Here is a 20,607-nt window from a genome sequence, read left to right as displayed (position 1 = left end):
TTACATTTGTATGTGCTGATTAGCAACATCTTTAAGTTGAGAGAAGGATCCTTGACATGTAGATAAAACATAACATATCACCTACACGAAGTGGTTTTACATGTTATTTCAATACATAAACTTAAGTTCAAATAATCATACAAAACTCTGCTTCATATTTTAAAATAAATGGCGACAATCAAATACAATTTACCTTCTCCTTTCAATTGGACTTTCTAGCTCAACACAGGATAAGTTGCTCATACACTCTTCTAATATTTCATTCTTTTTATCATTGTTTAATCTATTGCTGAACTCTTGACACCTTCTCTCAAGAGCTGAATGCGTAGTCATAATATACCTTACTGTTTCAGATGATAACTCTGGTAACTCGCTACGGATCCTTTCTTGTTCTGTTCCAGAGAAATTGGTGAAATTGGCTCTGGCCATTTCAGGGAATTTTTGTGTGATCGTTTCTTTTATCATTTCTCTAGCCTCTTCTCCATCGAGTGTAATAACCACTGATGGATGTAAGCCAGATAAAGACTCAAATAATTTATTGTATGTTCCACCTGCACAACTTTGACCTTGATTACCATAAGTTGTTGCAGCGTCTACAAGACCTTTTACAAACATATCCTTTCTATTTTTTATGCCTGCATCACTCAAAGGAATTCTTTGATTCTCTGTTCCTGTATTTCTATCATTGCAGGCTTTCCAACATAAAATAGCTGCTTGCTTTAATGTTAACTTACTATGATTGTCTTTAAAATTATCTCCTGTTCTATTGATAAATCTTAAGCATTCAAGTGCATGAGATTTATCGCCTTCTGTAAATTCATTTGATTGTTTGATGTACTCTTCAATGTCGGTTGTGTTGCCTCTATTTAGCTGTACATAGAATTCATCTTTGCTTAAATTCTCTTTATACTTTTCTATGAGTCTATCAACACTCAAGTTTATACTAGCAACTGCACTTGGGTCATGAGTAGTTTGTGCCATAAAAGGAATGGCTGCTAAATCTTGAAAGAAAATAGGCCTTTCTTCCTCTGGAATTTGTTGTATTAAATCGTTAAACTGCTGTATTTCTTCAATGAGTGATTTGTTTAGCAAACATAAGCACAATATAGGCAGTACCAAAAGCACACAGGAATTAATAATGTGTATAATTAAAAAAATGCTTAATGTTATTCTAATAACATTTTTTGGCCACGCTGATAATCTTTTTTCATTTTCCCTTGGTTTGAAAAAATAATTTACTAATGATAAATACAAAGAGAGCTGTACAAGAAGAAAAAATGAAGGAATCATACTTACTAATAAAACTATATTAATGAATCTTTTAATTTTATTAGTGTTGTTGTAAGCATTTTGCACTCTTTCTATTAAAGCCTGTGCTCTATTTCTATTTTGCTGTTGATTATTATTTTGACCTGCAAACATACCCTATTCTAACATTAACATATCATACTATAGAAAGAATGTAAATAAAGCAAGGAATTTAGAGCTGCTTTTATTTTTGTTTGATTGGGGATACCACTTCTATACTTTCCGCTCCATCTAAGGTACTATTTGGTTTTTCTACAGTAATCTTGGGAGTTACTTTATTCTCGATATCTGCTCCATATGAGCTAAGTACTTCAATGGCCTTTTCATTCCCACTATTGAGTGCAATATCCAAGGCATCCATTCCAGCTTTATTTTTGTGATTGATAAAATTCTTCAACCGATCTCTACCAAAGCTTTCTATATATTGTTTAATGATGAGTTCCACTACTTTTCCAGGACAATTATTAGCAGCAGGAAAAAGTATTGTGTTGTTATTATTATCTTTTTTCGTTATGTCTGCTTTGAGTTTATTTATCAAATACTCGATAACTTCTACTCTGCTATCATCCTTTGCTTCAGTGCATTGCCTAATAGCTAAAAATAAAGCTGTACGCCCATTATTATCAATATCTTCAATATTCTGTCCCTTGTCAACTAAGGCTTGTATTACACTTTTATTTCCATATAAAGTAGCAAGGTGAAAAGGTGTATGTCCTTCAGTGCTTTCTCTTTCATCAATTGACGCACCATTGCTAGCTAGCAATTCTATAAACTCTGGCGTGTTTGCAAAAATTGCAAGGTGCATTGGTGTTAAGTCATCTTTGCCATGATTTCCAGTTTTTGCGTTAACGTTTGCTCCGTTATTTATCAGCAATTTCGCTATTTCAAACTGCTTATACCCGATAGCAATATGTAGTGGTGTACGATTACGTTCATAATTATCATTGACATTTGCACCAAACTTTATTAGCAGCTCTGTAGCTTCAATATCACCCATCCGAATTGCAGAGTATAAGGAAGGAGATTCATCTTTTTCTATTTCCCCTGTCATACGAAATTAAGAACACAACAATTCATATATTATTAAGAATTATTATTAAGTTTTTATTAAAATAATATTAACAATAGCTAAGAAATTAAATTTTCATTAAAAATTAATCTCTATCAATGGTTATATAAGCAAATGTTTATATAACCATTCCAAAAGTGAAGAAGTGAAAAAAAGCTTTTCATGAGAAATTATAAATGATAAATTGTTAATAATGAATTATCGAGAATAAATTATGTGCTTTGGTTTACCTAACATAAACAGAGAAGGTTATTTATTTATAGTTGTTTCCTTTATCGTAACATGTATAGCATTCTCTATATCTTGGGGAGCTGGAATTACTTGCTTATTTCCAACGTTATTATGTACCTATTTTTTTCGTGATCCAGCAAGAGCTGTACCAAACAATAAGGACTTTATATTAAGTCCTGCTGATGGTGTAATTTCAAAGATAGAAGAAGTTAGTTACTCTTTATCAGAAGAGAATGAAGAAGAAAAGAAGTTTACGCTTGTTAGCATATTTCTAAGCGTTTTGAATGTCCATGTGAATCGTATACCAATATCTGGTACGATAAAGGAAATGAGCTACAAGAAAGGCAAGTTTGTTTCTGCAATGAGTAATAGGTCCAGTAATGAAAATGAAAAGCAGATTATTGTGATTGAATATGAAAAGGGAAAAGAAATCATTGTGGAACAAATAGCTGGATTTATTGCACGCCGCATTGTTTGTAATTTGAGGACATCTCAGAGCGTAAAAGCAGGTGAAAGATTTGGAATTATAAGATTTGGTAGCAGAGTAAATATTTATATCCCTGCTGGAATAGAGGTAAGAGTCTCAGAAGGCCAAACTGTTATTGGTGGTGAGACAGTTATAGCAGATTTAAATAAACAAGAGAAGCTTACCTTTGACATTGTATGAATAACGATGAAAGTAACGGTAAATCCTTACCTATTACCAAGTTATTTCCGAATTTTATAACTTTACTGGGTTTATGTGCTGGCCTTACTTCACTTAAATTCACATTTAATGAACAATGGGAATTTTCAGCAATTTTTATTATCATTGCAGCAATAATAGATGGAATGGATGGCAGAATAGCCAGAATTTTAAAATCAACTAGCGATTTTGGAGCACAACTCGATTCTTTTGCAGATTTTCTAAATTTTGGTTCAGCACCTGCTTTTCTTTTATATTTTTGGAAGTTAAATGAAATTAAAGTTGTAGGATGGATTTTAGTAATGATATATGTAATCTGCATATCAATAAGACTTGCCAGATTCAATGTTTCGTTACATTCAGAACAATTATACTGGAAAAAATTTTTCTTTTCCGGCGTTCCAGCTCCTGTATGCGCTTTACTTGCTCTGTTACCAATAATTATTACCTTTCAATCTCATGAGAGTGAATACTTACTTCTTATAGAGCAATTTTTTAACGTAAAGAATACAGCTTGTTACTTTTTGGCCATTTCATTTTTTTCGATAAGTCATATTCCAACTTTCTCTGCAAAGTACATTTATGTTCCTAGAAGCCTATCCTATATATTTGTGTCGTTTTTTGGAATATTGATCATACTGTTTATAAGCAAGCCCTGGATAACACTACCAATTTTAGGCGCATTGTATATACTTACTATTCCAATAAGCACTGGACTTTATATATACTACACATATAAAACTCATTAGCTATATAAAAGTAGTGAGCAGCATGATTGTAAAAGCAACTGATCTATTAAACTCTTTTTTATATATAAAGATATTCAACATACCATTTATAATTATTTGGGTAATTGCAACTGGGGTTTTTTGTACGATTCGATTCAAATTCATTAACTTTAGGTTGTTCAAATATGGGATACAAACACTATTCAACCTAGAGAGCCATAATAATAACGGCATAATCACCCACATTCAGGCATTTGCAACGGTAATTTCAGGAACAGTTGGTCTTGGAACAATATCAGGAGTTGCAATAGCTATTACAATAGGGGGGCCAAGTGCAGTTTTTTGGATGATAATTACCGGAGTACTTGGCATGTCAATAAAATTTGCTGAAGTAGTGCTTGCATTTACTCATCGCTCTGAAAACACAACTGGTGGGGCTTTTTATTATATGGAACATGGACTTGCAAAGATTGGATTTATGAAGACTGGCAAATTCCTTGCATTTATCTACGCAGTTATGCTGCTTGTTGCAATGATTCTAGGCGGCATACCATTTCAGGCAAATCAAATTGCAGCGTTGTCAAGTAACTTATTTGAATACAACACATCTGTTATTATCTCGCTATTTGTATTAATTGTAATACTGGGAGGAATAAAGCGAATTGCTTTAGTTGCAACAGGTTTAGGGCCGATCATGATAATGTTATATATAGGCATGTGTATATATTTAATCTGTGTAAACGGAAATAATCTACTGAATGCTCTATCTATAATATTTCAAGATATCTTTAACAAATCAGCTATAGGAGGTGGAGTATTGAGTGGATTAATAGCAGGGGTAAGAAGGTCAGTGTTTGCTAATGAAGCAGGTACTGGAACAGCAGCTATAGCACATTCGATTGTAAAAGAGAAAGACCCAGTTAAAGTTGGAAGTGTTGCAATGATTGCACCATTTGTAGACACAATATTAGTCTCATTTTTGACTGGTATTGTGATAATTATCACCGATATGCATATCACTAATACCGTAGGTGATATTACGTTAGTTAGCTCAGCATTTTCAACAGCCTTGCCTTTATTGAGCAAGCTAGCTCTTCCGCTGATAATGTTTTCCTTTGCATTTTCCACAATAATAGCTTACTATTACTACTGTGAAGTTGCCCTGTTGTACTTATTTGGTAACAAAAAAGTACTGATATTGTTCCAAATTCTTATAGTGGGTTCAGTGTATATCAGTTGTATGTCAAAAAATATAGAATTTATATCTTATTTAGGCGATAGCCTGTTTATGTGCCTTATGATTCCAAATGCTGTTGCAATATATCTACTGAGAAGGGAAGTCTTAAATACAATAGATTCTTATTACAAAAGGTATTAAACATGATTTATAGATTGCTTTGCATGATGTTATTTTGCCTATCGTTTAACGATGTATACGCTGCTTCAGTTTTTCATAAAAGTTATGACACTGCATTAAATGGAGTAAGCAACTTCATGAATGAAGTGTTGTTTTTCAAGATCTTTCACGTACCATTTATAATTCTTTTATTGGCCTTTGGTTATATATTTCTAACACTACGTTTTAGATTTCTCAACATAAGGATGTTTAAGCATGCGTTCGCTATTTTATGTGGAAAATATGACACAGATCATCATGATGGTCACATTACGCATTTTCAGGCATTTGTAACCGCGCTATCAAGCACAGTAGGTCTTGGAACTGTTGCTGGTGTTGCAATTGCAATTTCAATGGGAGGGCCAGGAGCGGTACCTTGGATAATGATCACAGGCTTTTTTGGTATGTCTGCAAAGTTTGCTGAAGTAACTTTAGCATTCAGACACAGAACAGAAGGTCAAGAGCAGTTATTTAGTGGTCCTTTTCAATATATAAGAAATGGGCTAGAGGAATTTGGATTTAAAAAACTTGGTATCGTACTGGCTGCAATATATGCAGCGGTTTTTGTATTATCAGGTCTTGGTGGAAGTGTAGCGTTTCAAACTAACCAAATGGTTTCAATATTATCTGGTTATTCAAATTGGATAGATGGTCATCCTTGGTTTCTCTCTTCCATAATTTCTACGTTACTTGCTCTGGTGATTATCGGTGGAATCAGGAGAATAGCTAAAGTCTCTTCTGCGCTGGTGCCTATTATGTCACTCATATATATTTTGAGTTGTTTCACGATTATTGCATTCAATATTCACAATTTTAGCAATACATTAAAAATATTGTTTTCCAGTATGATAGACTTCAATGCTGTTGGTGGTGGAGTAGTAGGAGCATTTGTCGCTGGGATTCAAAGGGCAATTTTTGCCAGTGAAGCAGGTGTTGGTTCTGCTGCAATTACTCACGCTGTAGCTAAAGATGAGGAGCCGGTTAGGACTGGTCTAGTTGCTATGATAGAACCATGCTTCGATACAATGTTAATTTGTTGTTTGACAGGAATAACAATAGTAATAACAGGCGCATACCAGACTGGCATTGGCGAGGGAATATTGATCACCCAAAAAGCATTTGAAACAGTTTCTTCTTGGTTTCCTATACTTTTAACCATCGCTGCGCCTTTGTTTGCGTTTTCCTCAGTAATTTCATTTGTATATTGTTGTGAAATGGGATGGCTGTATTTGTTTGGTGTAAAAAGTGTAGTAATATATCGTATAGCGGTGGTGGTAGTTGCATTTTTGTCAGGTTTGTCTAAAGATATAATGGCTATTGCTAATATTGGTGGGGCTTTATTCTCTTGTTTAGCACTCATCAATATGACAGCACTTATACTGTTTAGCAATCAGATTAATGATGAAGTTCAATGCTATCTAAAAAGACTGAGGAATAACAAGATCAACTAGATTTTTAGTATAATGGAGAAATATATAATTCTTATATTATCTTACGTAATCGGTTCAATACCGTTTAGCTTAATTATTGCAAAAATAAATGGTATAAATTTAAGAGAAGTAGGTTCAGGAAACATTGGTGCTACAAATGTTGCAAGAACAGGAAATAAGAGACTTGCTGTCCTCGCATTATTTTTAGACTCTTTGAAAGGATTTGTCGCGGTTTATACAGCACAACAATTTTGTGATAATAACGATTTTTATATATATGTATCTGCAATTTTAGCAGTTCTAGGGCATATGTTTCCTATTTGGCTAAGGTTCAATGGAGGAAAGGGAGTTGCAACAACTTTGGGAGTTTTGATAGCACTTAACATTTCTATAGCATTAGCATTTGTATTTGTCTGGCTAATAGTATTTTTTATCTTTCGGTACTCCTCTCTTGCTTCCTTGGCTGCTACTGCAGCAGCTGTTATAGCATCTTTCTTTTTTCAAAAGGAGTTATTCCTTATACTACTCACTGTAGCGATATTAATTTTCTTGAAGCATTACAAAAATATTGCAAATCTTCTGCAAGGCAGAGAACGTAAGTTTTTATGAGCTATGTCTCATTCCTTCTGCTACATTACTAGCGGATACTCCATGTGAGAGACGACTTGAGACCACTTCTTCTACTTCTTTTATTATTTCTTCCATGTTTTTTCCACTTTTTTTACATGCATCATCAAGTGCTAATTTTAGCTTACGTACATCATACTCTTCTAGCATCTTATTCATTTCTTCTTTCGTTATCTCTAATTTTTTCAATAAGATGTTCTCCATTACTCCCCTTTCATCACCTTTATACTGGCTACTCAGTCTGCTATACGCAATGCAACACTTCTTTTCTCGTGGCAAGGCTGACAGATTTTGCAATGTAGCATCTATTTGAGCTTCTATAGGGTTAACTTTCCTAGCCTTTTCAGCAGTTTCTGACCTAAATTTCTCTACTTCTTCTTTTATTATTTCGTCAGCTATTCCCTTAGCTTCATTCAAAAATGAATCCTTAAGAGAAAAATCTATCCTAAGTAAATTTTGGTTTAAAAGCTTCAAAAAGACTTTTTCTTTGATATTTTCGAGTTGGTCATCTAAAGCATGCTCCTGCAGTCTATCTCTCATGTGCTGACCCAACACAAAGTGCTCTAATTTATTTAACTTTACAGAGCTGATATTTTTCATTAATGTCAGCACAATTTGTTCACTATACTGAGAAGTAAAACTTAGCAACCTTCTCATTAAAGGAACGCTTACTTCTGCAATAAAATCATCAACTATTTTTTGACTTTTATCATCTTCATAATTATTTTGGGCGTTATGCCAAGCCCTAAGAATTTCTTTACTGTTCTTCTTATTTTTTAGCCTGTCTAACATAAACTTACGTGCTTCATTTTCTGCTTCTGTAAGGAGCATTTGTCTAGGTGGTGTAAATTTAATCTCTGGATCGGAATGAATACCCTCTAATGTACTTAACATTCTGTAGATAACACCAGTAAAACATGTGTTAGGAATTCGTTCTTTTCTAGAGAAAGTTTGGCTATCTAGTAAATTTGCAATCAACGCGTCTTTTTTATTTTTTACAGCTTCTCTATCTCCATCATTGCAGGCTCTAAGAACTAACAGAAGAATTTGTCCACCAGTGAAGCCAGAGCTATGTTTCTCATTACCTTTGCAAAAATCTTGCAAAAACATTACTAATTTTCCCTTATTCTCATTACTAAATGGTTGGCCATCAAGCATATGTAAGTGATTTATATATTCAATAAATTCTTCAAATTCCCTACTATTAATAGCGTCTTCTGTTACTGCATTATACTTGCGTATTAACTTACCAATATTATTACTAATATCGTCATTCAATTGATGGGGCAGTAAATGCTCATAAGTACCATCAAACTTATTTGTCATACTGCGAGTATTTTCTTTTATGCCTTCTAAAAAGAAACTTATAGCAGCTTTGAGTAACGTAAATGGATTAAAATCCTTTGGCCTTAATTCACTTTGTAATAGAATTAAAACCATTGCAAGTGGTATTGTTGCAAGTAACGAAACGAGTAGAAAAGTAATTGTAAAAGTTAGATATGTTACAGAAGCAAAAAATAAAAGGAAAGATGCTATCTTAATTTTATTTTTCTCAAAAAATATTTCCCAATATTCCTTTTTACTTATTTTTTCCTGCTTTGCAGCTTTTATGTCTTTATAAACGTAAAAAGTTTTTATTTCAGATCTAAAAAACAATGTGGCAAAAGATAAAAAGACATTGGCAGGATTAACTAAAATGCTTAAAGAAACAAAAGCTGCGAAGTAACTTGCTGTCTTTAATCTGTAAGAATCCTTTCCAGGAAATTGTATTTGGGAAACACCTATCATAGCCTACTCTCTATAATATTATGATATTGTAGTAATAACAAATAGCCTATAGATGTCAATGCTTAAGTATTTTACTGTCTACGCACTCATCGTATTCAATTTCAACTGTAGAGTGCGCAATTTCGAACCTATTTAATAGTATTTTTTTTATCTCATACAAAATATTAGTGTGTTGTCCATTTTGCTTTATCTTGGCATGCATAGTAAGTATAAAATAATTATCAGATAGTGACCATGCATGTATATGATGCACATCTATCACTTCAGGTAACTTAGATACAATCTCACTTTTTATCTCCTCAGCAGATACACTCTCAGGTGTACCTTCAAGGAGTATATGGCAAGAATTCTTGAGAATTTTATATCCACTGTTTAAGATTATTACACTGACAAATACTGACAAAATAGGGTCCACTATTTGCCATCCGGTAAACATGATAATTATGGATGCAAGTATAGCAGCTACAGAACCTAAAATATCTCCGATAACATGCAATACAGCACTTTTTATGTTTATATTACTTTCGCATTTACTATGTAATATAAAAAAGACTATAATGTTAGAGATCAGGCCAAGTGTGGCAATTATTAGCATTACTTTCCATTCAACATTGACCGGACAAATGAATCTCTTTATTGATTCAATTATAATGACCGCTGCAATGAAAAATAGAGTTAAACCATTAACAAATGCTGCAATTATCTGCAATCTGTGATACCCATATGACCTCTGTAAATCAGATTTCTTAGCTGAAAATTTGTGTGCTATCCAGCTTAAAACCAAGGCAAAAAGATCAGTGAGCATATGTCCTGCATCTGATAGTAGAGCAAGCGAATGTGAAATTACTCCACCTGCTATCTCCATAAGCATTGTTATTGCGACTATTATTATGGAATAAATTAAGCGCTTGGACTCTGCTATTGAGTGTTTGCCATTGTGCACTGCTGTCATATAAAATCTTTTTATGAGCAAAAATCGTGGGTAACACTGGGCTCGAACCAGCGACCCCTTGCACGTCAAGCAAGTGCTCTACCAACTGAGCTAATTACCCATCGTAGCTTTAGTATAGTGCTTCAGTGAAATGAAAGTCAATTTGCTTTTAGACTTCTTGCTGAATGAAACTCCTTGACAAACCTTCCCACTTTCCTTATCATACCAATAAGAGTACTTATCCTTGTTTTTGATCCTCGCGGGTTCAACAACAAAAATTCAGTAAAAAACTCAGATATTTATTGGCAAATTACATAAAAATTATAGCGGCTGCATGTCTTTTTTATTTTTTCTACATTCAGCCAAATCGCGCTTGTTAGGACATTATTACAACGCCAATTTACATTATAAAACTCGCTACTAAAGGATTTTTTTACCTTTTTTTCTACTCAGTAAATTTCTTAATTATAATTCCGCTACTTATTAACAGCCATGGAATTTTAGCTATATTCTCGATTTTTCATATTGAGTTAACTATCTATACTTTTTTATTAAGATATAAATTATATCAATATGAGAATTTACACTTTCTTAGCGGAAGTAGCTTTATGCTTGATATTGTAAAGACTAATAAATTAGGGGTTAAAGTAATGACAATCAATCGACAAGTAAATAAAAATATATCTAAAGATGAATATTTTAACAACAAGCATATCATAGAAGTTAAAGATTTAAATATCAAAGTAGAGGTTCATTCTCATGATTTAAGAACAAGTAAAGTTGCTCACATTGAAAGTGAGATAAGAGAAACAGCTACTAATTTTAAAGATGCATTTAAGCTGGAGCCTGGTAGCTCAGAACAAACATTCAAAATTTATGTGTTTGATGATAAGGCTGATTACACTCATCTTGGCGGAAGCGAACGTTTTGGTTCTTATACCAAATTCCATTACTAATCGAACAAATAAGAAACATTACAAACTCGTTTAATAGTAGTGCTGGAAATACTGACAATAAAATTACACAGAACATCTGCAAGTAAGCCTATGGTATCGTAGACTCTGTTACGTAAAGTATTGTATTTGATATATTGCCACAACCTCTCAACAGGATTCAGTTCCGGTGAATAAGGAGGCAAGTATATAATGGTAATGTTTTCCTGAAATTTCAAACTTTTTGATCTATGCCAACTTGCACAATCCATTACAAGAAAGGCTTTTTTCGTGCCTAAATCTTTCGACATCTGCTCCAGAAATATATTCATACAATCAGTGTTTACATATGGAGCAAGTAGGCTGATTTTCTTACCACTTCTTGGATTTACCGCACTGTAGATATAGAAATTTTGTCTACCAATTTTCATTTTAACCTGCGTTCTGACCCCTTTTTTAAACCATCCGTGTCCGATTTTTGAATGAGTTCCAAATCGTGATTCATCAAAAAAACACCTCTTTTTCAGGGTGGGAATTGACTATTTTATTGAAGTATTTTTTAAACTCTTCTTGCTTGTTTTTATCTTGTTTATGGTGCATTGGCCTCGGTGTTATATAAGAAAATTTCATCCTTTGTATCTCACGGTGCACTGTTGATTTGCTAATGTTTAGGCCAAATTCCTCTGAGATTTTTATCTGCACTTCCTTAATAGTAATATTTGGATTTCTTTCTACCCATATTTCAATTTGCTCACGTTGATTTTTCTTTAATTTGCTTTTTCTTCGCCGCTGAGACGGGGCAAATAATCTTTCTACTCTACCAAATTTTAGATGCTTTATCCATTCAGTCAAAGCAGTCCTTGAAATTTTACATATTCTTGCCACAGCGCTTATACTACTTTCTTTTCCTGCTATCACCGCTTGTAACTTTTTTGAAACATATGCGTTATTTCTGACCTTTTTTAACATTTCTTTCGCCAAATTTACAACTTTTTCGTCTAATAGTTTTGACCTTAATGCCATTTATACCTCTCTATTTTATCTACTTTATTATCACTTCTTTCCCATTATTGTCTATCTGTTCTTTGCATAGTGGGAATTGGTATTACCTTGGAGATGAGGGTGGTAAATGTTACTACAAAGGAGAAGCTGATGTTTTTGCTGAGATGTATGTCTATCAGCAAGGTGGCGTTCATAACCTTCAGCATGAATTTGCACATGGTTTAACTTACTTGGCTACAGGAGGAAAATCTCTACCTACAGTATTAATGGAGGGAATTGCAGATTACTTTGAACATCATTCAGATCACAAGTTCAATGCTCAAGGGTCAAGCATTGATAAAACTGAAGCCGCAAATTTGGATCTAGGTGGAATTTTAAATTTACAATACTCAGCCAATGGTGAAGAAAACAGTTTAGTGTATAAAACTGGTCATGCGTTGATAATGTACTTACAGGAAAAAGATCCTAGTTTATTAAGAGACTACCTAGATGCTTTACGTCAAGGTAACTCAGATGAATCAAAAAGTTTCTTGAAAGACATAAAAGGACATGATGCTGACTTCAAAAGTTGGCTTGCTGAGAATGATACAGAAACTGCAATGGAACATCTCAACGCTTTGCAAGTTACAAAAGGAGATTTTATAGCAACTGGTCAAGAAATAGTGGGTGGAGAAATTAAAAACATATCCTACTATAAAGCAAATATAGAAAAGATAGATGGAGAAAACGTTGGAAGTTTTTCTCCTGTAGAACATGTTGCATTTTATGATGTTGCTCGTGCTGTTAATAGGGCAACAAATGATACCCTCGATATATCAAAGGAATATCATTTCTTAAAGGCAGTAAAAACTACTGATGGGCAGGTTAAGCTGACTTACTCTGATCAACAAGGTAATGAATATCAAAACAGTCAAGAGTATAAAATGCAAGCTTTGAGGATATTATCAAAATATGGTGAAGATCTTAGAAAATCTTACTATGATGGGAAAGAAGACTTAGATAAGCAGAAGGATATAAAATATAATGATGTGTTGAAAAGCCTTCGTGAACAGGAAGAAACACAGCGTCATGATGCATACGAGCAATACAAAAGAGGAGAGATCTCTTATGAGAAATTTGTAGAAAAATGCAATTCAGCCAGCACTAATTATCATAATGAAGGTAAGAGATTATATAATGCTACACAGGACAAATATACACAACTGAAAGATGATTTGCTTGATAAAACCATAAACGCTGGCTTGAAACAAGTAAAAGAAACTCAGAACATTGACGTAGAAAAGATGTTAGAAGAGATGGTTAATATCGATCCAAACCTAATCAGAGGTGCTCATATTAATCTACAAGAAGGTAAAGTTTTCTCTATCAAAGCTCTTGGTCACGGAGATATGGGTGCACTATCTATATATGATGGGAATACAAAGCTTGGAGAGTTGTCGAGCGAATCGGGCTTTTTTAAGCAAGTTGAAGGTCAAACTAAAGAAACTTTTGTTTTTGAGGACATATTGCACAACTTGAATACTCAATATGACGGTGGTGCTTATATGGCTATTACAAAAGAAAATGGTCATTACAAAGCTTCTCTGATAGATGGCAGAACAGTTGAACGTGATGAATACTTTGATGAAGCACATTTACATGAAAATGAATTGTTGCATCCTAGCACTGGACACATTCAAAAAGATTTAGATTCTCTGCTTCTTAGAGGGACCAAAATTCTAAATCATCAGGATTCAAAGCATGCTCAATATTCTGATGAGCAAAGAGAAAGCGGTGTAATCGTAGAAAAAGGAACATTATTGGATGATAAAGGGACTGATAGAACAGACGACGATGTATACGAAGCGGTTGTAAAGCAAGGAGGCGAAAATCTACATGCATTCAAAAATATGGGCTTCTATATCACTGAAGAGATGAAAAATGAAAGAGGTGAAGTTGTAAATGGGAGTAACTTATTCATTCATGATCACGGAAAAAATGTACGCTATCAGTTACCTGAAGAAGTTACTCATCTAAAGTTAGTGCAAAAGGATGAAGGATACAAATTAGTGCCAGCTGATGAACGTGGTAATGAATATAGGTATGATGCTCAAGGTAATACTATACCAGAAGAATACAAATATATCAACCCAGTATTTGCACATGAATATGAAAAGAGAGATTATTCTCATAAACATATAAATGTGGGCCTTATAAACTTAGAAAAATATGCCCCTGGTAAACTTTTTACCATTAAACATGATCCAAATGATTATCAGATACAAAGAAACTCGAGTGGTGAAATAGTGAGAATCAACAATCAAAGATATTTCACTAAAGTAAAACTATTTGATGGTGATACTGATGAAGAAATAGGAATGTTATCTAATAATTTCCATAACTTCAAAGGAAAAATATTCTTTTCTGCTGATTATAACTACAGCTATAATGATTTCCTCGCATCTGTTTCTCCTCAAGTTGAAATTGAGAATATGGGAAATGGAAGCAAAAAAATAACTTTCGATCAAGGCAGTGGCGATATCGGTGATACTAACAGAGGCTACACGGACTATCAGAGAATATTCACAAAAGAGAAACAAACCGAAAGTCCAAAAGGGCAAGTAAGTGAAACTAAGACAGAAGTTCATAGTACTACTAATGTTGTTGCTGAAGAGAGAAACGACAACAGTGAAATACAGTCTGATCAACCACAAATTCCAACAAGGGCAAAAAGGTCAGCTTCAGTGGAGGAGAAAGAGCAGGTAGTGTTGAAAGACACAATCTTGAAAATAGAAAAGAGCTATGATAGAGATGTAGAAGGAAAGCATAAGGCAAATGTAATCATAGATTATAATGATGTGAAAGCCTTGTATAATAGAGCAGAAGGAGCAGATAAGCAATCTGTGTTAGATTTTTGGAACAAACTGCATACATCGGATTATAAGATTGGTGCTTTGCCGGAAGACAAGTATTACTTTAAAGATGGCAAATTTCTAATTCACGATAGTGACACGAAAAAGCTTATAGTGTTACCTGAAGATAAGGTATCCATCAAAATAATGAAGGATGGTGATAGTTATAGTTTGGCTATATCAAATGGTAATGGCAAAGTAATAAGCGGGAACGTTCAAAAAAGTGTGTCAAGCCGCATTTTTAGTTCAACTCAATTTTCAATCTATCTGGAAAGAAAATATCAAGTTGAGACATAGTTAAAGCCCAATTAGGGAGAGCCATAATCCACCTTTGCTCTACCTTTTTTATAGCACAATATACCTGTTTGTACAAGGCATTTGTACTAGTAAATGAACCCTTAGTTTTAGTAAATTTCCTGATTTGTCTATGCAACCCCTCAATTGGATTAGTGGTGTAAATCAGCTTCCTAACTGGCCCAGAATACTTAAAATAACTGGATAAGTTTTCCCAATTGTTCTGCCAGGATTTTATAACTAAAGGATACTTTTCTCCCCATTTTTCTTCCAGCTCAAGCAGATAATTCTCAGCAATTTCTTTACTTGAAGCACGATATATTTTTTTCAGATCATTCATGAAAACTTTTACATCTTTACTGGATACATATTTCAGAGAATTTCTTATTTGGTGTACTATACATAGCTGCACTTCTGCACTGGGAAATACACTGTTGATGGCTGCAGGAAAGCTTTTTAGCCCATCTACACATGCAATCAGAATATCTTCTACTCCTCTTTCTTTGAGGTCATTTAAAACTCCCAACCAGAAGTTAGCTCCCTCACTTTCAGCCAGATAAAAACCTAATACTTCTTTTCTGCCATTTTGATTTATACCCAATATATTATACATGCATTTACTTACGCAATGTCCGTCCTCCTTGACCTTAAAAAACATGCCATCCATGAACACTATTGGATACACTGATTGCAATGGACGGCTGCGCCATTCATTGATTATTGGTAGCAGTTTATCAGTAATATTGGATATCTCTGCTGCTGATATTTTATGGTCATATATTTCCTCAACGTGTGAAGCTATGTCTCTGTATCCCATGCCACTGGCGTATGTACTTAAGACCTTTGCTTCAAGTTCTGGATGTAGGCTTGTTTGCCTTTTTTTGACTATTTGCGGTTCAAAGCTTCCTTCTCTGTCTCTTGGTGTTAATAGTTCAAATGAGCCTGAACTTGTACGTAAAGTTTTTGCATTCCTTCCATTTCTTCGGTTATTTTCTTCACTTTTAGCTGACATGTGGCTTTCTATTTCACCTTCCAGACTTGCCTCTAGCAGCCTTTTTATAAACGGTGTTAATGCTCCATCTCTTCCTGTCAATGGTCTTCCTTCTCGTATAGATGACAGGATATTTGTTTCTAATTCTTTATAATCTACCAAACCAGTAGTTCTATTTGCTTGACTCATATCAAACCTCCATTTTTTATATCAATTTATTACTTTTTTTTCGGTTTGACACACTTTTTTGAACATTCCCAAATTAAAGAAAAATCAACGTGAGCAAATTGAAATATGGGTAGAAAGAAATCCAAATATTACTATTAAGGAAGTGCAGATAAAAATCTCAGAGGAATTTGGCCTAAACATTAGCAAATCAACAGTGCACCGTGAGATACAAAGGATGAAATTTTCTTATATAACACCGAGGCCAATGCACCATAAACAAGATAAAAACAAGCAAGAAGAGTTTAAAAAATACTTCAATAAAATAGTCAATTCCCACCCTGAAAAAGAGGTGTTTTTTTGATGAATCACGATTTGGAACTCATTCAAAAATCGGACACGGATGGTTTAAAAAAGGGGTCAGAACGCAGGTTAAAATGAAAATTGGTAGACAAAATTTCTATATCTACAGTGCGGTAAATCCAAGAAGTGGTAAGAAAATCAGCCTACTTGCTCCATATGTAAACACTGATTGTATGAATATATTTCTGGAGCAGATGTCGAAAGATTTAGGCACGAAAAAAGCCTTTCTTGTAATGGATTGTGCAAGTTGGCATAGATCAAAAAGTTTGAAATTTCAGGAAAACATTACCATTATATACTTGCCTCCTTATTCACCGGAACTGAATCCTGTTGAGAGGTTGTGGCAATATATCAAATACAATACTTTACGTAACAGAGTCTACGATACCATAGGCTTACTTGCAGATGTTCTGTGTAATTTTATTGTCAGTATTTCCAGCACTACTATTAAACGAGTTTGTAATGTTTCTTATTTGTTCGATTAGTAATGGAATTTGGTATGAGTTAGGTAATTTAGCTAAATCTGCTGAACTAGCTCCTTTAGCTAAATCTGCCGATGTTACTGCTATAAAGGCTAAAACTGATACTATTCCAGCTGACTTAACAGCTAAAGTAACTGCTATAGAAACTGCTACAAATTCTGCTAATTTAGGAGATAAGGTTACTGCAATACAAACTAAGACTGATAAGATTACAGATACCTTAGGAACTGATGTCACTGCTATAAAGGCTAAGACTGATAAGATGCCTGCTGACTTAAACGCTGAGTTAATTAAGTTAACTACAATAGGAAATGCTATAAATGGTAATGGTAACGTCACTGAAGCTGCTAAAGCTGTACTAGAGAGCAGTTTCAAGAAAGCTATTAAAGAAGCTGGAGAAGATGGTAGCGAATGGCTTAAAAATGAGATAAAAGAGATAGTGTCACAGCCATCCTTCGAGATTCCAACAGATTCAAGTTCACCTCTTTCTTGGGATTGGTAATGTAAGTGCTAGTGAATGACATCGCAAGATGTCATTCACTGTTGTCATTCCAGTATCAGGGAATGTTCAAAAAAGTGTGTCAAACCGAAAAAAAAGTAATAAATTGATATAAAAAATGGAGGTTTGATATGAGTCAAGCAAATAGAACTACTGGTTTGGTAGATTATAAAGAATTAGAAACAAATATCCTGTCATCTATACGAGAAGGAAGACCATTGACAGGAAGAGATGGAGCATTAACACCGTTTATAAAAAGGCTGCTAGAGGCAAGTCTGGAAGGTGAAATAGAAAGCCACATGTCAGCTAAAAGTGAAGAAAATAACCGAAGAAATGGAAGGAATGCAAAAACTTTACGTACAAGTTCAGGCTCATTTGAACTATTAACACCAAGAGACAGAGAAGGAAGCTTTGAACCGCAAATAGTCAAAAAAAGGCAAACAAGCCTACATCCAGAACTTGAAGCAAAGGTCTTAAGTACATACGCCAGTGGCATGGGATACAGAGACATAGCTTCACACGTTGAGGAAATATATGACCATAAAATATCAGCAGCAGAGATATCCAATATTACTGATAAACTGCTACCAATAATCAATGAATGGCGCAGCCGTCCATTGCAATCAGTGTATCCAATAGTGTTCATGGATGGCATGTTTTTTAAGGTCAAGGAGGACGGACATTGCGTAAGTAAATGCATGTATAATATATTGGGTATAAATCAAAATGGCAGAAAAGAAGTATTAGGTTTTTATCTGGCTGAAAGTGAGGGAGCTAACTTCTGGTTGGGAGTTTTAAATGACCTCAAAGAAAGAGGAGTAGAAGATATTCTGATTGCATGTGTAGATGGGCTAAAAAGCTTTCCTGCAGCCATCAACAGTGTATTTCCCAGTGCAGAAGTGCAGCTATGTATAGTACACCAAATAAGAAATTCTCTGAAATATGTATCCAGTAAAGATGTAAAAGTTTTCATGAATGATCTGAAAAAAATATATCGTGCTTCAAGTAAAGAAATTGCTGAGAATTATCTGCTTGAGCTGGAAGAAAAATGGGGAGAAAAGTATCCTTTAGTTATAAAATCCTGGCAGAACAATTGGGAAAACTTATCCAGTTATTTTAAGTATTCTGGGCCAGTTAGGAAGCTGATTTACACCACTAATCCAATTGAGGGGTTGCATAGACAAATCAGGAAATTTACTAAAACTAAGGGTTCATTTACTAGTACAAATGCCTTGTACAAACAGGTATATTGTGCTATAAAAAAGGTAGAGCAAAGGTGGATTATGGCTCTCCCTAATTGGGCTTTAACTATGTCTCAACTTGATATTTTCTTTCCAGATAGATTGAAAATTGAGTTGAACTAAAAATGCGGCTTGACACACTTTTTTGAACGTTCCCCAGTATCACATGCTGGAATGACATCCTTGTTTTATTGCAACTAATTTGCAGTGATTTTTGTTTTAATGTAAATGGAATATAGTCCTATTGCTGCTGCGTTTGAAACATTTAGACTATCAATTACGTTTGACATTGGAATTTTTAAAAGATAATCACAACTTTCTTTCACTAATCTCCGCATTCCTTTCTCTTCAGAACCAAAAATAATTACTCTTTTTTGCCCAAAATTCTTTATTTCATCTATATTTTCCTTTGCATTGCAATCAAACCCATAACACCAGTAGCCTATCTTTTTTAAAGACTCCATCGTTTTTACTATGTTTGTAACGTATATTAGAGGAACAATATCCAGTGCTCCACTTGCTGCTTTTGCGATAGATGCATTTTCGCTCGGTGAATGGTGATGTGGTAAAACCAGTGCATCAATGTTGAAACAAGCTGAGGTTCTTAAAATCGACCCTATATTGTGTGTATCAGTAATTTGATCTAAAATGACTATAGTAGAGCTGTCACCTGAACCTTCAGCTATTTCTTCGATATTTAAGCTGTGAAAAATAGGAGCAACTTTTAAAGCAATTCCTTGATGATTGACACCTTTGGGTAAAACATCATTGAACATTTTGTTCTCTACCAGTCGAGGTTTAATGCCCTTACTATCTGCACATTGTTTAATTTCTTTCTCAAATTCTCTGTAGAAATTTTCTGTTACTAACAGTTCTATACACCGCCTATTTTTGTTTCTTAATGCTGAAATACAAGTGTGCTTTCCATATATCCAACAGTTTTCATTAGCTTTTGATGATTTCATCTCATTATTGAAAATCAGTTTTTTATAGAATAAGCAATATTTTACTGTGTTTATATATTGTTGTAAAATTATGCAGTTCAATTAATGAATTTATGTCAGATGATGAGTTAGATTGGCAAAAAAATGTTAAGCCAATAGAATGTGGAAAAGTTACTTTGAAAGTTGATCACAAAGTAAATATAAAATCTATGATTGATAAAGGTGCCTCTAGTTTACAAGAAAATTTTCTTAATACTGATAATGGTGATTCATCATTTTGTCTTGACTACAATACAAAATTAAAGATCGATAGGGGCAAATATTTTATAAGCGATAAACTCGATTTGCATGGCTATAGTATAGATAATGCTTATTGTAAATTGATAGATTTTATTATCAAAAATTATCAAGCAAGGAATAGGTGCTTATTGGTAATTACGGGGCATGGTAATAGTACAGATAAAATAGACACTATAAAGAATAGCTTAAATAAGTGGTTGAATGACACAAAAGTTCGAAATATGATCTTATACTATCAGCAAGCCATAAAAAAACATGGTGGCAAAGGAGCTTTTTATGTCTTATTAAGAAGAAATAAAGGTTAATTTTA

General features: G+C 33.9%; 17 protein-coding genes, 1 tRNA gene and 1 pseudogene. 11 read left to right on the top strand and 8 right to left on the bottom strand.

Annotation, left to right across the window (positions count from 1 at the left end; all coding sequences use genetic code 11):
- Positions 1-189: 189 nt before the first annotated feature.
- Together OPR35_RS02095 and OPR35_RS02090 are read right to left on the bottom strand one after the other, a co-directional pair.
- The gene (locus OPR35_RS02095; RefSeq protein ID WP_264687620.1) at positions 190-1,092 is read right to left on the bottom strand and encodes a hypothetical protein; all 903 of its coding nucleotides are present in this window, start codon (positions 1,090-1,092) and stop codon (positions 190-192) included.
- Between the two features lie 400 nt (positions 1,093-1,492).
- The gene (locus tag OPR35_RS02090) at positions 1,493-2,359 is read right to left on the bottom strand and encodes an ankyrin repeat domain-containing protein (protein WP_019236893.1); all 867 of its coding nucleotides are present in this window, start codon (positions 2,357-2,359) and stop codon (positions 1,493-1,495) included.
- Between the two features lie 232 nt (positions 2,360-2,591).
- Between OPR35_RS02090 and OPR35_RS02085 the strand changes: the two genes are divergently transcribed.
- Genes OPR35_RS02085 through plsY form a run of 5 tightly spaced genes read left to right on the top strand, consistent with a single transcriptional unit; the run spans position 2,592 to position 7,456 of the window.
- Positions 2,592-3,275: a phosphatidylserine decarboxylase gene (locus OPR35_RS02085; protein WP_017532443.1), complete on the top strand. Its 684-nt coding sequence runs from the start codon at positions 2,592-2,594 to the stop codon at positions 3,273-3,275.
- The gene (locus tag OPR35_RS02080) at positions 3,272-4,042 is read left to right on the top strand and encodes a CDP-alcohol phosphatidyltransferase family protein (protein ID WP_019236894.1); all 771 of its coding nucleotides are present in this window, start codon (positions 3,272-3,274) and stop codon (positions 4,040-4,042) included. The genes OPR35_RS02085 and OPR35_RS02080 overlap by 4 nt, the downstream gene beginning before the upstream one ends.
- Before the next feature lie 22 nt (positions 4,043-4,064).
- Positions 4,065-5,399 carry an alanine/glycine:cation symporter family protein gene (locus OPR35_RS02075; RefSeq protein WP_214303472.1) on the top strand — a complete coding sequence of 445 codons (1,335 nt, stop codon included), beginning with the start codon at positions 4,065-4,067 and terminating at the stop codon, positions 5,397-5,399.
- Positions 5,400-5,401: 2 nt separating this feature from the next.
- Positions 5,402-6,868, top strand: a complete 1,467-nt coding sequence (locus OPR35_RS02070; RefSeq protein ID WP_265024960.1) for an alanine/glycine:cation symporter family protein — start codon at positions 5,402-5,404, stop codon at positions 6,866-6,868.
- A 12-nt stretch (positions 6,869-6,880) separates the two neighbouring features.
- Entirely contained in the window at positions 6,881-7,456 is a 576-nt protein-coding gene (gene plsY, locus OPR35_RS02065; RefSeq protein ID WP_052264701.1) for a glycerol-3-phosphate 1-O-acyltransferase PlsY, read from the top strand.
- On the opposite strand, the gene OPR35_RS02060 is transcribed toward plsY, so the two are convergent.
- The 3 genes from OPR35_RS02060 to OPR35_RS02050 all read right to left on the bottom strand — a co-directional run bounded on the left by OPR35_RS02060 (position 7,451) and on the right by OPR35_RS02050 (position 10,314).
- Entirely contained in the window at positions 7,451-9,262 is a 1,812-nt protein-coding gene (locus OPR35_RS02060) for a hypothetical protein (RefSeq protein ID WP_265024959.1), read from the bottom strand. The two genes, plsY and OPR35_RS02060, sit on opposite strands and share 6 nt — an antisense overlap.
- Before the next feature lie 55 nt (positions 9,263-9,317).
- Positions 9,318-10,214, bottom strand: coding sequence for a cation diffusion facilitator family transporter (locus OPR35_RS02055; RefSeq protein WP_007302486.1), 897 nt, complete (start codon positions 10,212-10,214; stop codon positions 9,318-9,320).
- A 27-nt stretch (positions 10,215-10,241) separates the two neighbouring features.
- A tRNA-Val gene (locus OPR35_RS02050) sits at positions 10,242-10,314 on the bottom strand.
- A gap of 487 nt (positions 10,315-10,801) precedes the next feature.
- On the opposite strand from OPR35_RS02050, the gene OPR35_RS02045 reads away from it, so the two are divergent.
- Entirely contained in the window at positions 10,802-11,149 is a 348-nt protein-coding gene (locus OPR35_RS02045) for a hypothetical protein (protein ID WP_265024958.1), read from the top strand.
- Here OPR35_RS02045 and OPR35_RS02040 read toward each other — a convergent pair.
- Positions 11,146-12,148 (bottom strand): IS630 family transposase gene (locus tag OPR35_RS02040; protein WP_230608967.1). Its coding sequence is split into 2 segments (ribosomal slippage): positions 11,146-11,637 and positions 11,639-12,148, totalling 1,002 coding nucleotides; the frame shifts between segments, so codons are not numbered across the junction. The two genes, OPR35_RS02045 and OPR35_RS02040, sit on opposite strands and share 4 nt — an antisense overlap.
- Between OPR35_RS02040 and OPR35_RS02035 the strand changes: the two genes are divergently transcribed.
- The gene (locus tag OPR35_RS02035; RefSeq protein ID WP_265024957.1) at positions 12,142-15,315 is read left to right on the top strand and encodes a peptidase M2; all 3,174 of its coding nucleotides are present in this window, start codon (positions 12,142-12,144) and stop codon (positions 15,313-15,315) included. The genes OPR35_RS02040 and OPR35_RS02035 overlap by 7 nt on opposite strands.
- Here the strand turns inward: OPR35_RS02035 and OPR35_RS02030 are convergent.
- A complete protein-coding gene (locus OPR35_RS02030; RefSeq protein WP_265024688.1) occupies positions 15,260-16,492 on the bottom strand; it encodes an IS256 family transposase in 1,233 nt (410 codons plus the stop codon). The genes OPR35_RS02035 and OPR35_RS02030 overlap by 56 nt on opposite strands.
- A gap of 70 nt (positions 16,493-16,562) precedes the next feature.
- Here OPR35_RS02030 and OPR35_RS02025 point away from each other — a divergent pair.
- From OPR35_RS02025 to OPR35_RS02015, 3 genes and pseudogenes are all read left to right on the top strand, one after another.
- Positions 16,563-17,316 (top strand): annotated as a pseudogene (locus tag OPR35_RS02025) (IS630 family transposase); the annotation flags it as partial.
- Positions 17,294-17,815: a hypothetical protein gene (locus tag OPR35_RS02020; protein ID WP_265024956.1), complete on the top strand. Its 522-nt coding sequence runs from the start codon at positions 17,294-17,296 to the stop codon at positions 17,813-17,815. The pseudogene OPR35_RS02025 and the gene OPR35_RS02020, both read left to right, overlap by 23 nt.
- A 128-nt stretch (positions 17,816-17,943) precedes the next feature.
- Positions 17,944-19,176: an IS256 family transposase gene (locus OPR35_RS02015; protein WP_265024688.1), complete on the top strand. Its 1,233-nt coding sequence runs from the start codon at positions 17,944-17,946 to the stop codon at positions 19,174-19,176.
- A 74-nt stretch (positions 19,177-19,250) separates the two neighbouring features.
- Here the strand turns inward: OPR35_RS02015 and rlmB are convergent, their stop codons facing one another.
- Positions 19,251-20,018: a 23S rRNA (guanosine(2251)-2'-O)-methyltransferase RlmB gene (rlmB, locus tag OPR35_RS02010; RefSeq protein WP_007302490.1), complete on the bottom strand. Its 768-nt coding sequence runs from the start codon at positions 20,016-20,018 to the stop codon at positions 19,251-19,253.
- Positions 20,019-20,110: 92 nt separating this feature from the next.
- On the opposite strand from rlmB, the gene OPR35_RS02005 reads away from it, so the two are divergent.
- The gene (locus tag OPR35_RS02005; RefSeq protein WP_007302491.1) at positions 20,111-20,602 is read left to right on the top strand and encodes a Smr/MutS family protein; all 492 of its coding nucleotides are present in this window, start codon (positions 20,111-20,113) and stop codon (positions 20,600-20,602) included.
- Positions 20,603-20,607: the final 5 nt, after the last annotated feature.

Source organism: Wolbachia endosymbiont (group B) of Protocalliphora azurea (assembly GCF_947251865.1).
Lineage (GTDB): Bacteria > Pseudomonadota > Alphaproteobacteria > Rickettsiales > Anaplasmataceae > Wolbachia.
The sequence above is the reverse complement of the archived record's forward strand: the minus strand, read 5'-3'. Positions and strand labels throughout refer to the sequence as shown.

Excerpts from the sequence above, each read along its gene's own strand:
- OPR35_RS02005 (WP_007302491.1), top strand. The coding sequence starts at position 20,111 with ATGTCAGATGATGAGTTAGATTGGCAAAAAAATGTTAAGCCAATAGAA.
- OPR35_RS02075 (WP_214303472.1), top strand. The coding sequence starts at position 4,065 with ATGATTGTAAAAGCAACTGATCTATTAAACTCTTTTTTATATATAAAG.
- OPR35_RS02015 (WP_265024688.1), top strand. The coding sequence starts at position 17,944 with ATGAGTCAAGCAAATAGAACTACTGGTTTGGTAGATTATAAAGAATTA.
- OPR35_RS02045 (WP_265024958.1), top strand. The coding sequence starts at position 10,802 with ATGCTTGATATTGTAAAGACTAATAAATTAGGGGTTAAAGTAATGACA.
- OPR35_RS02085 (WP_017532443.1), top strand. The coding sequence starts at position 2,592 with ATGTGCTTTGGTTTACCTAACATAAACAGAGAAGGTTATTTATTTATA.
- OPR35_RS02035 (WP_265024957.1), top strand. The coding sequence starts at position 12,142 with ATGCCATTTATACCTCTCTATTTTATCTACTTTATTATCACTTCTTTC.
- plsY (WP_052264701.1), top strand. The coding sequence starts at position 6,881 with ATGGAGAAATATATAATTCTTATATTATCTTACGTAATCGGTTCAATA.
- OPR35_RS02060 (WP_265024959.1), bottom strand. The coding sequence starts at position 9,262 with ATGATAGGTGTTTCCCAAATACAATTTCCTGGAAAGGATTCTTACAGA.
- OPR35_RS02030 (WP_265024688.1), bottom strand. The coding sequence starts at position 16,492 with ATGAGTCAAGCAAATAGAACTACTGGTTTGGTAGATTATAAAGAATTA.
- OPR35_RS02070 (WP_265024960.1), top strand. The coding sequence starts at position 5,402 with ATGATTTATAGATTGCTTTGCATGATGTTATTTTGCCTATCGTTTAAC.
- rlmB (WP_007302490.1), bottom strand. The coding sequence starts at position 20,018 with ATGAAATCATCAAAAGCTAATGAAAACTGTTGGATATATGGAAAGCAC.
- OPR35_RS02080 (WP_019236894.1), top strand. The coding sequence starts at position 3,272 with ATGAATAACGATGAAAGTAACGGTAAATCCTTACCTATTACCAAGTTA.
- OPR35_RS02090 (WP_019236893.1), bottom strand. The coding sequence starts at position 2,359 with ATGACAGGGGAAATAGAAAAAGATGAATCTCCTTCCTTATACTCTGCA.
- OPR35_RS02020 (WP_265024956.1), top strand. The coding sequence starts at position 17,294 with ATGTTTCTTATTTGTTCGATTAGTAATGGAATTTGGTATGAGTTAGGT.
- OPR35_RS02055 (WP_007302486.1), bottom strand. The coding sequence starts at position 10,214 with ATGACAGCAGTGCACAATGGCAAACACTCAATAGCAGAGTCCAAGCGC.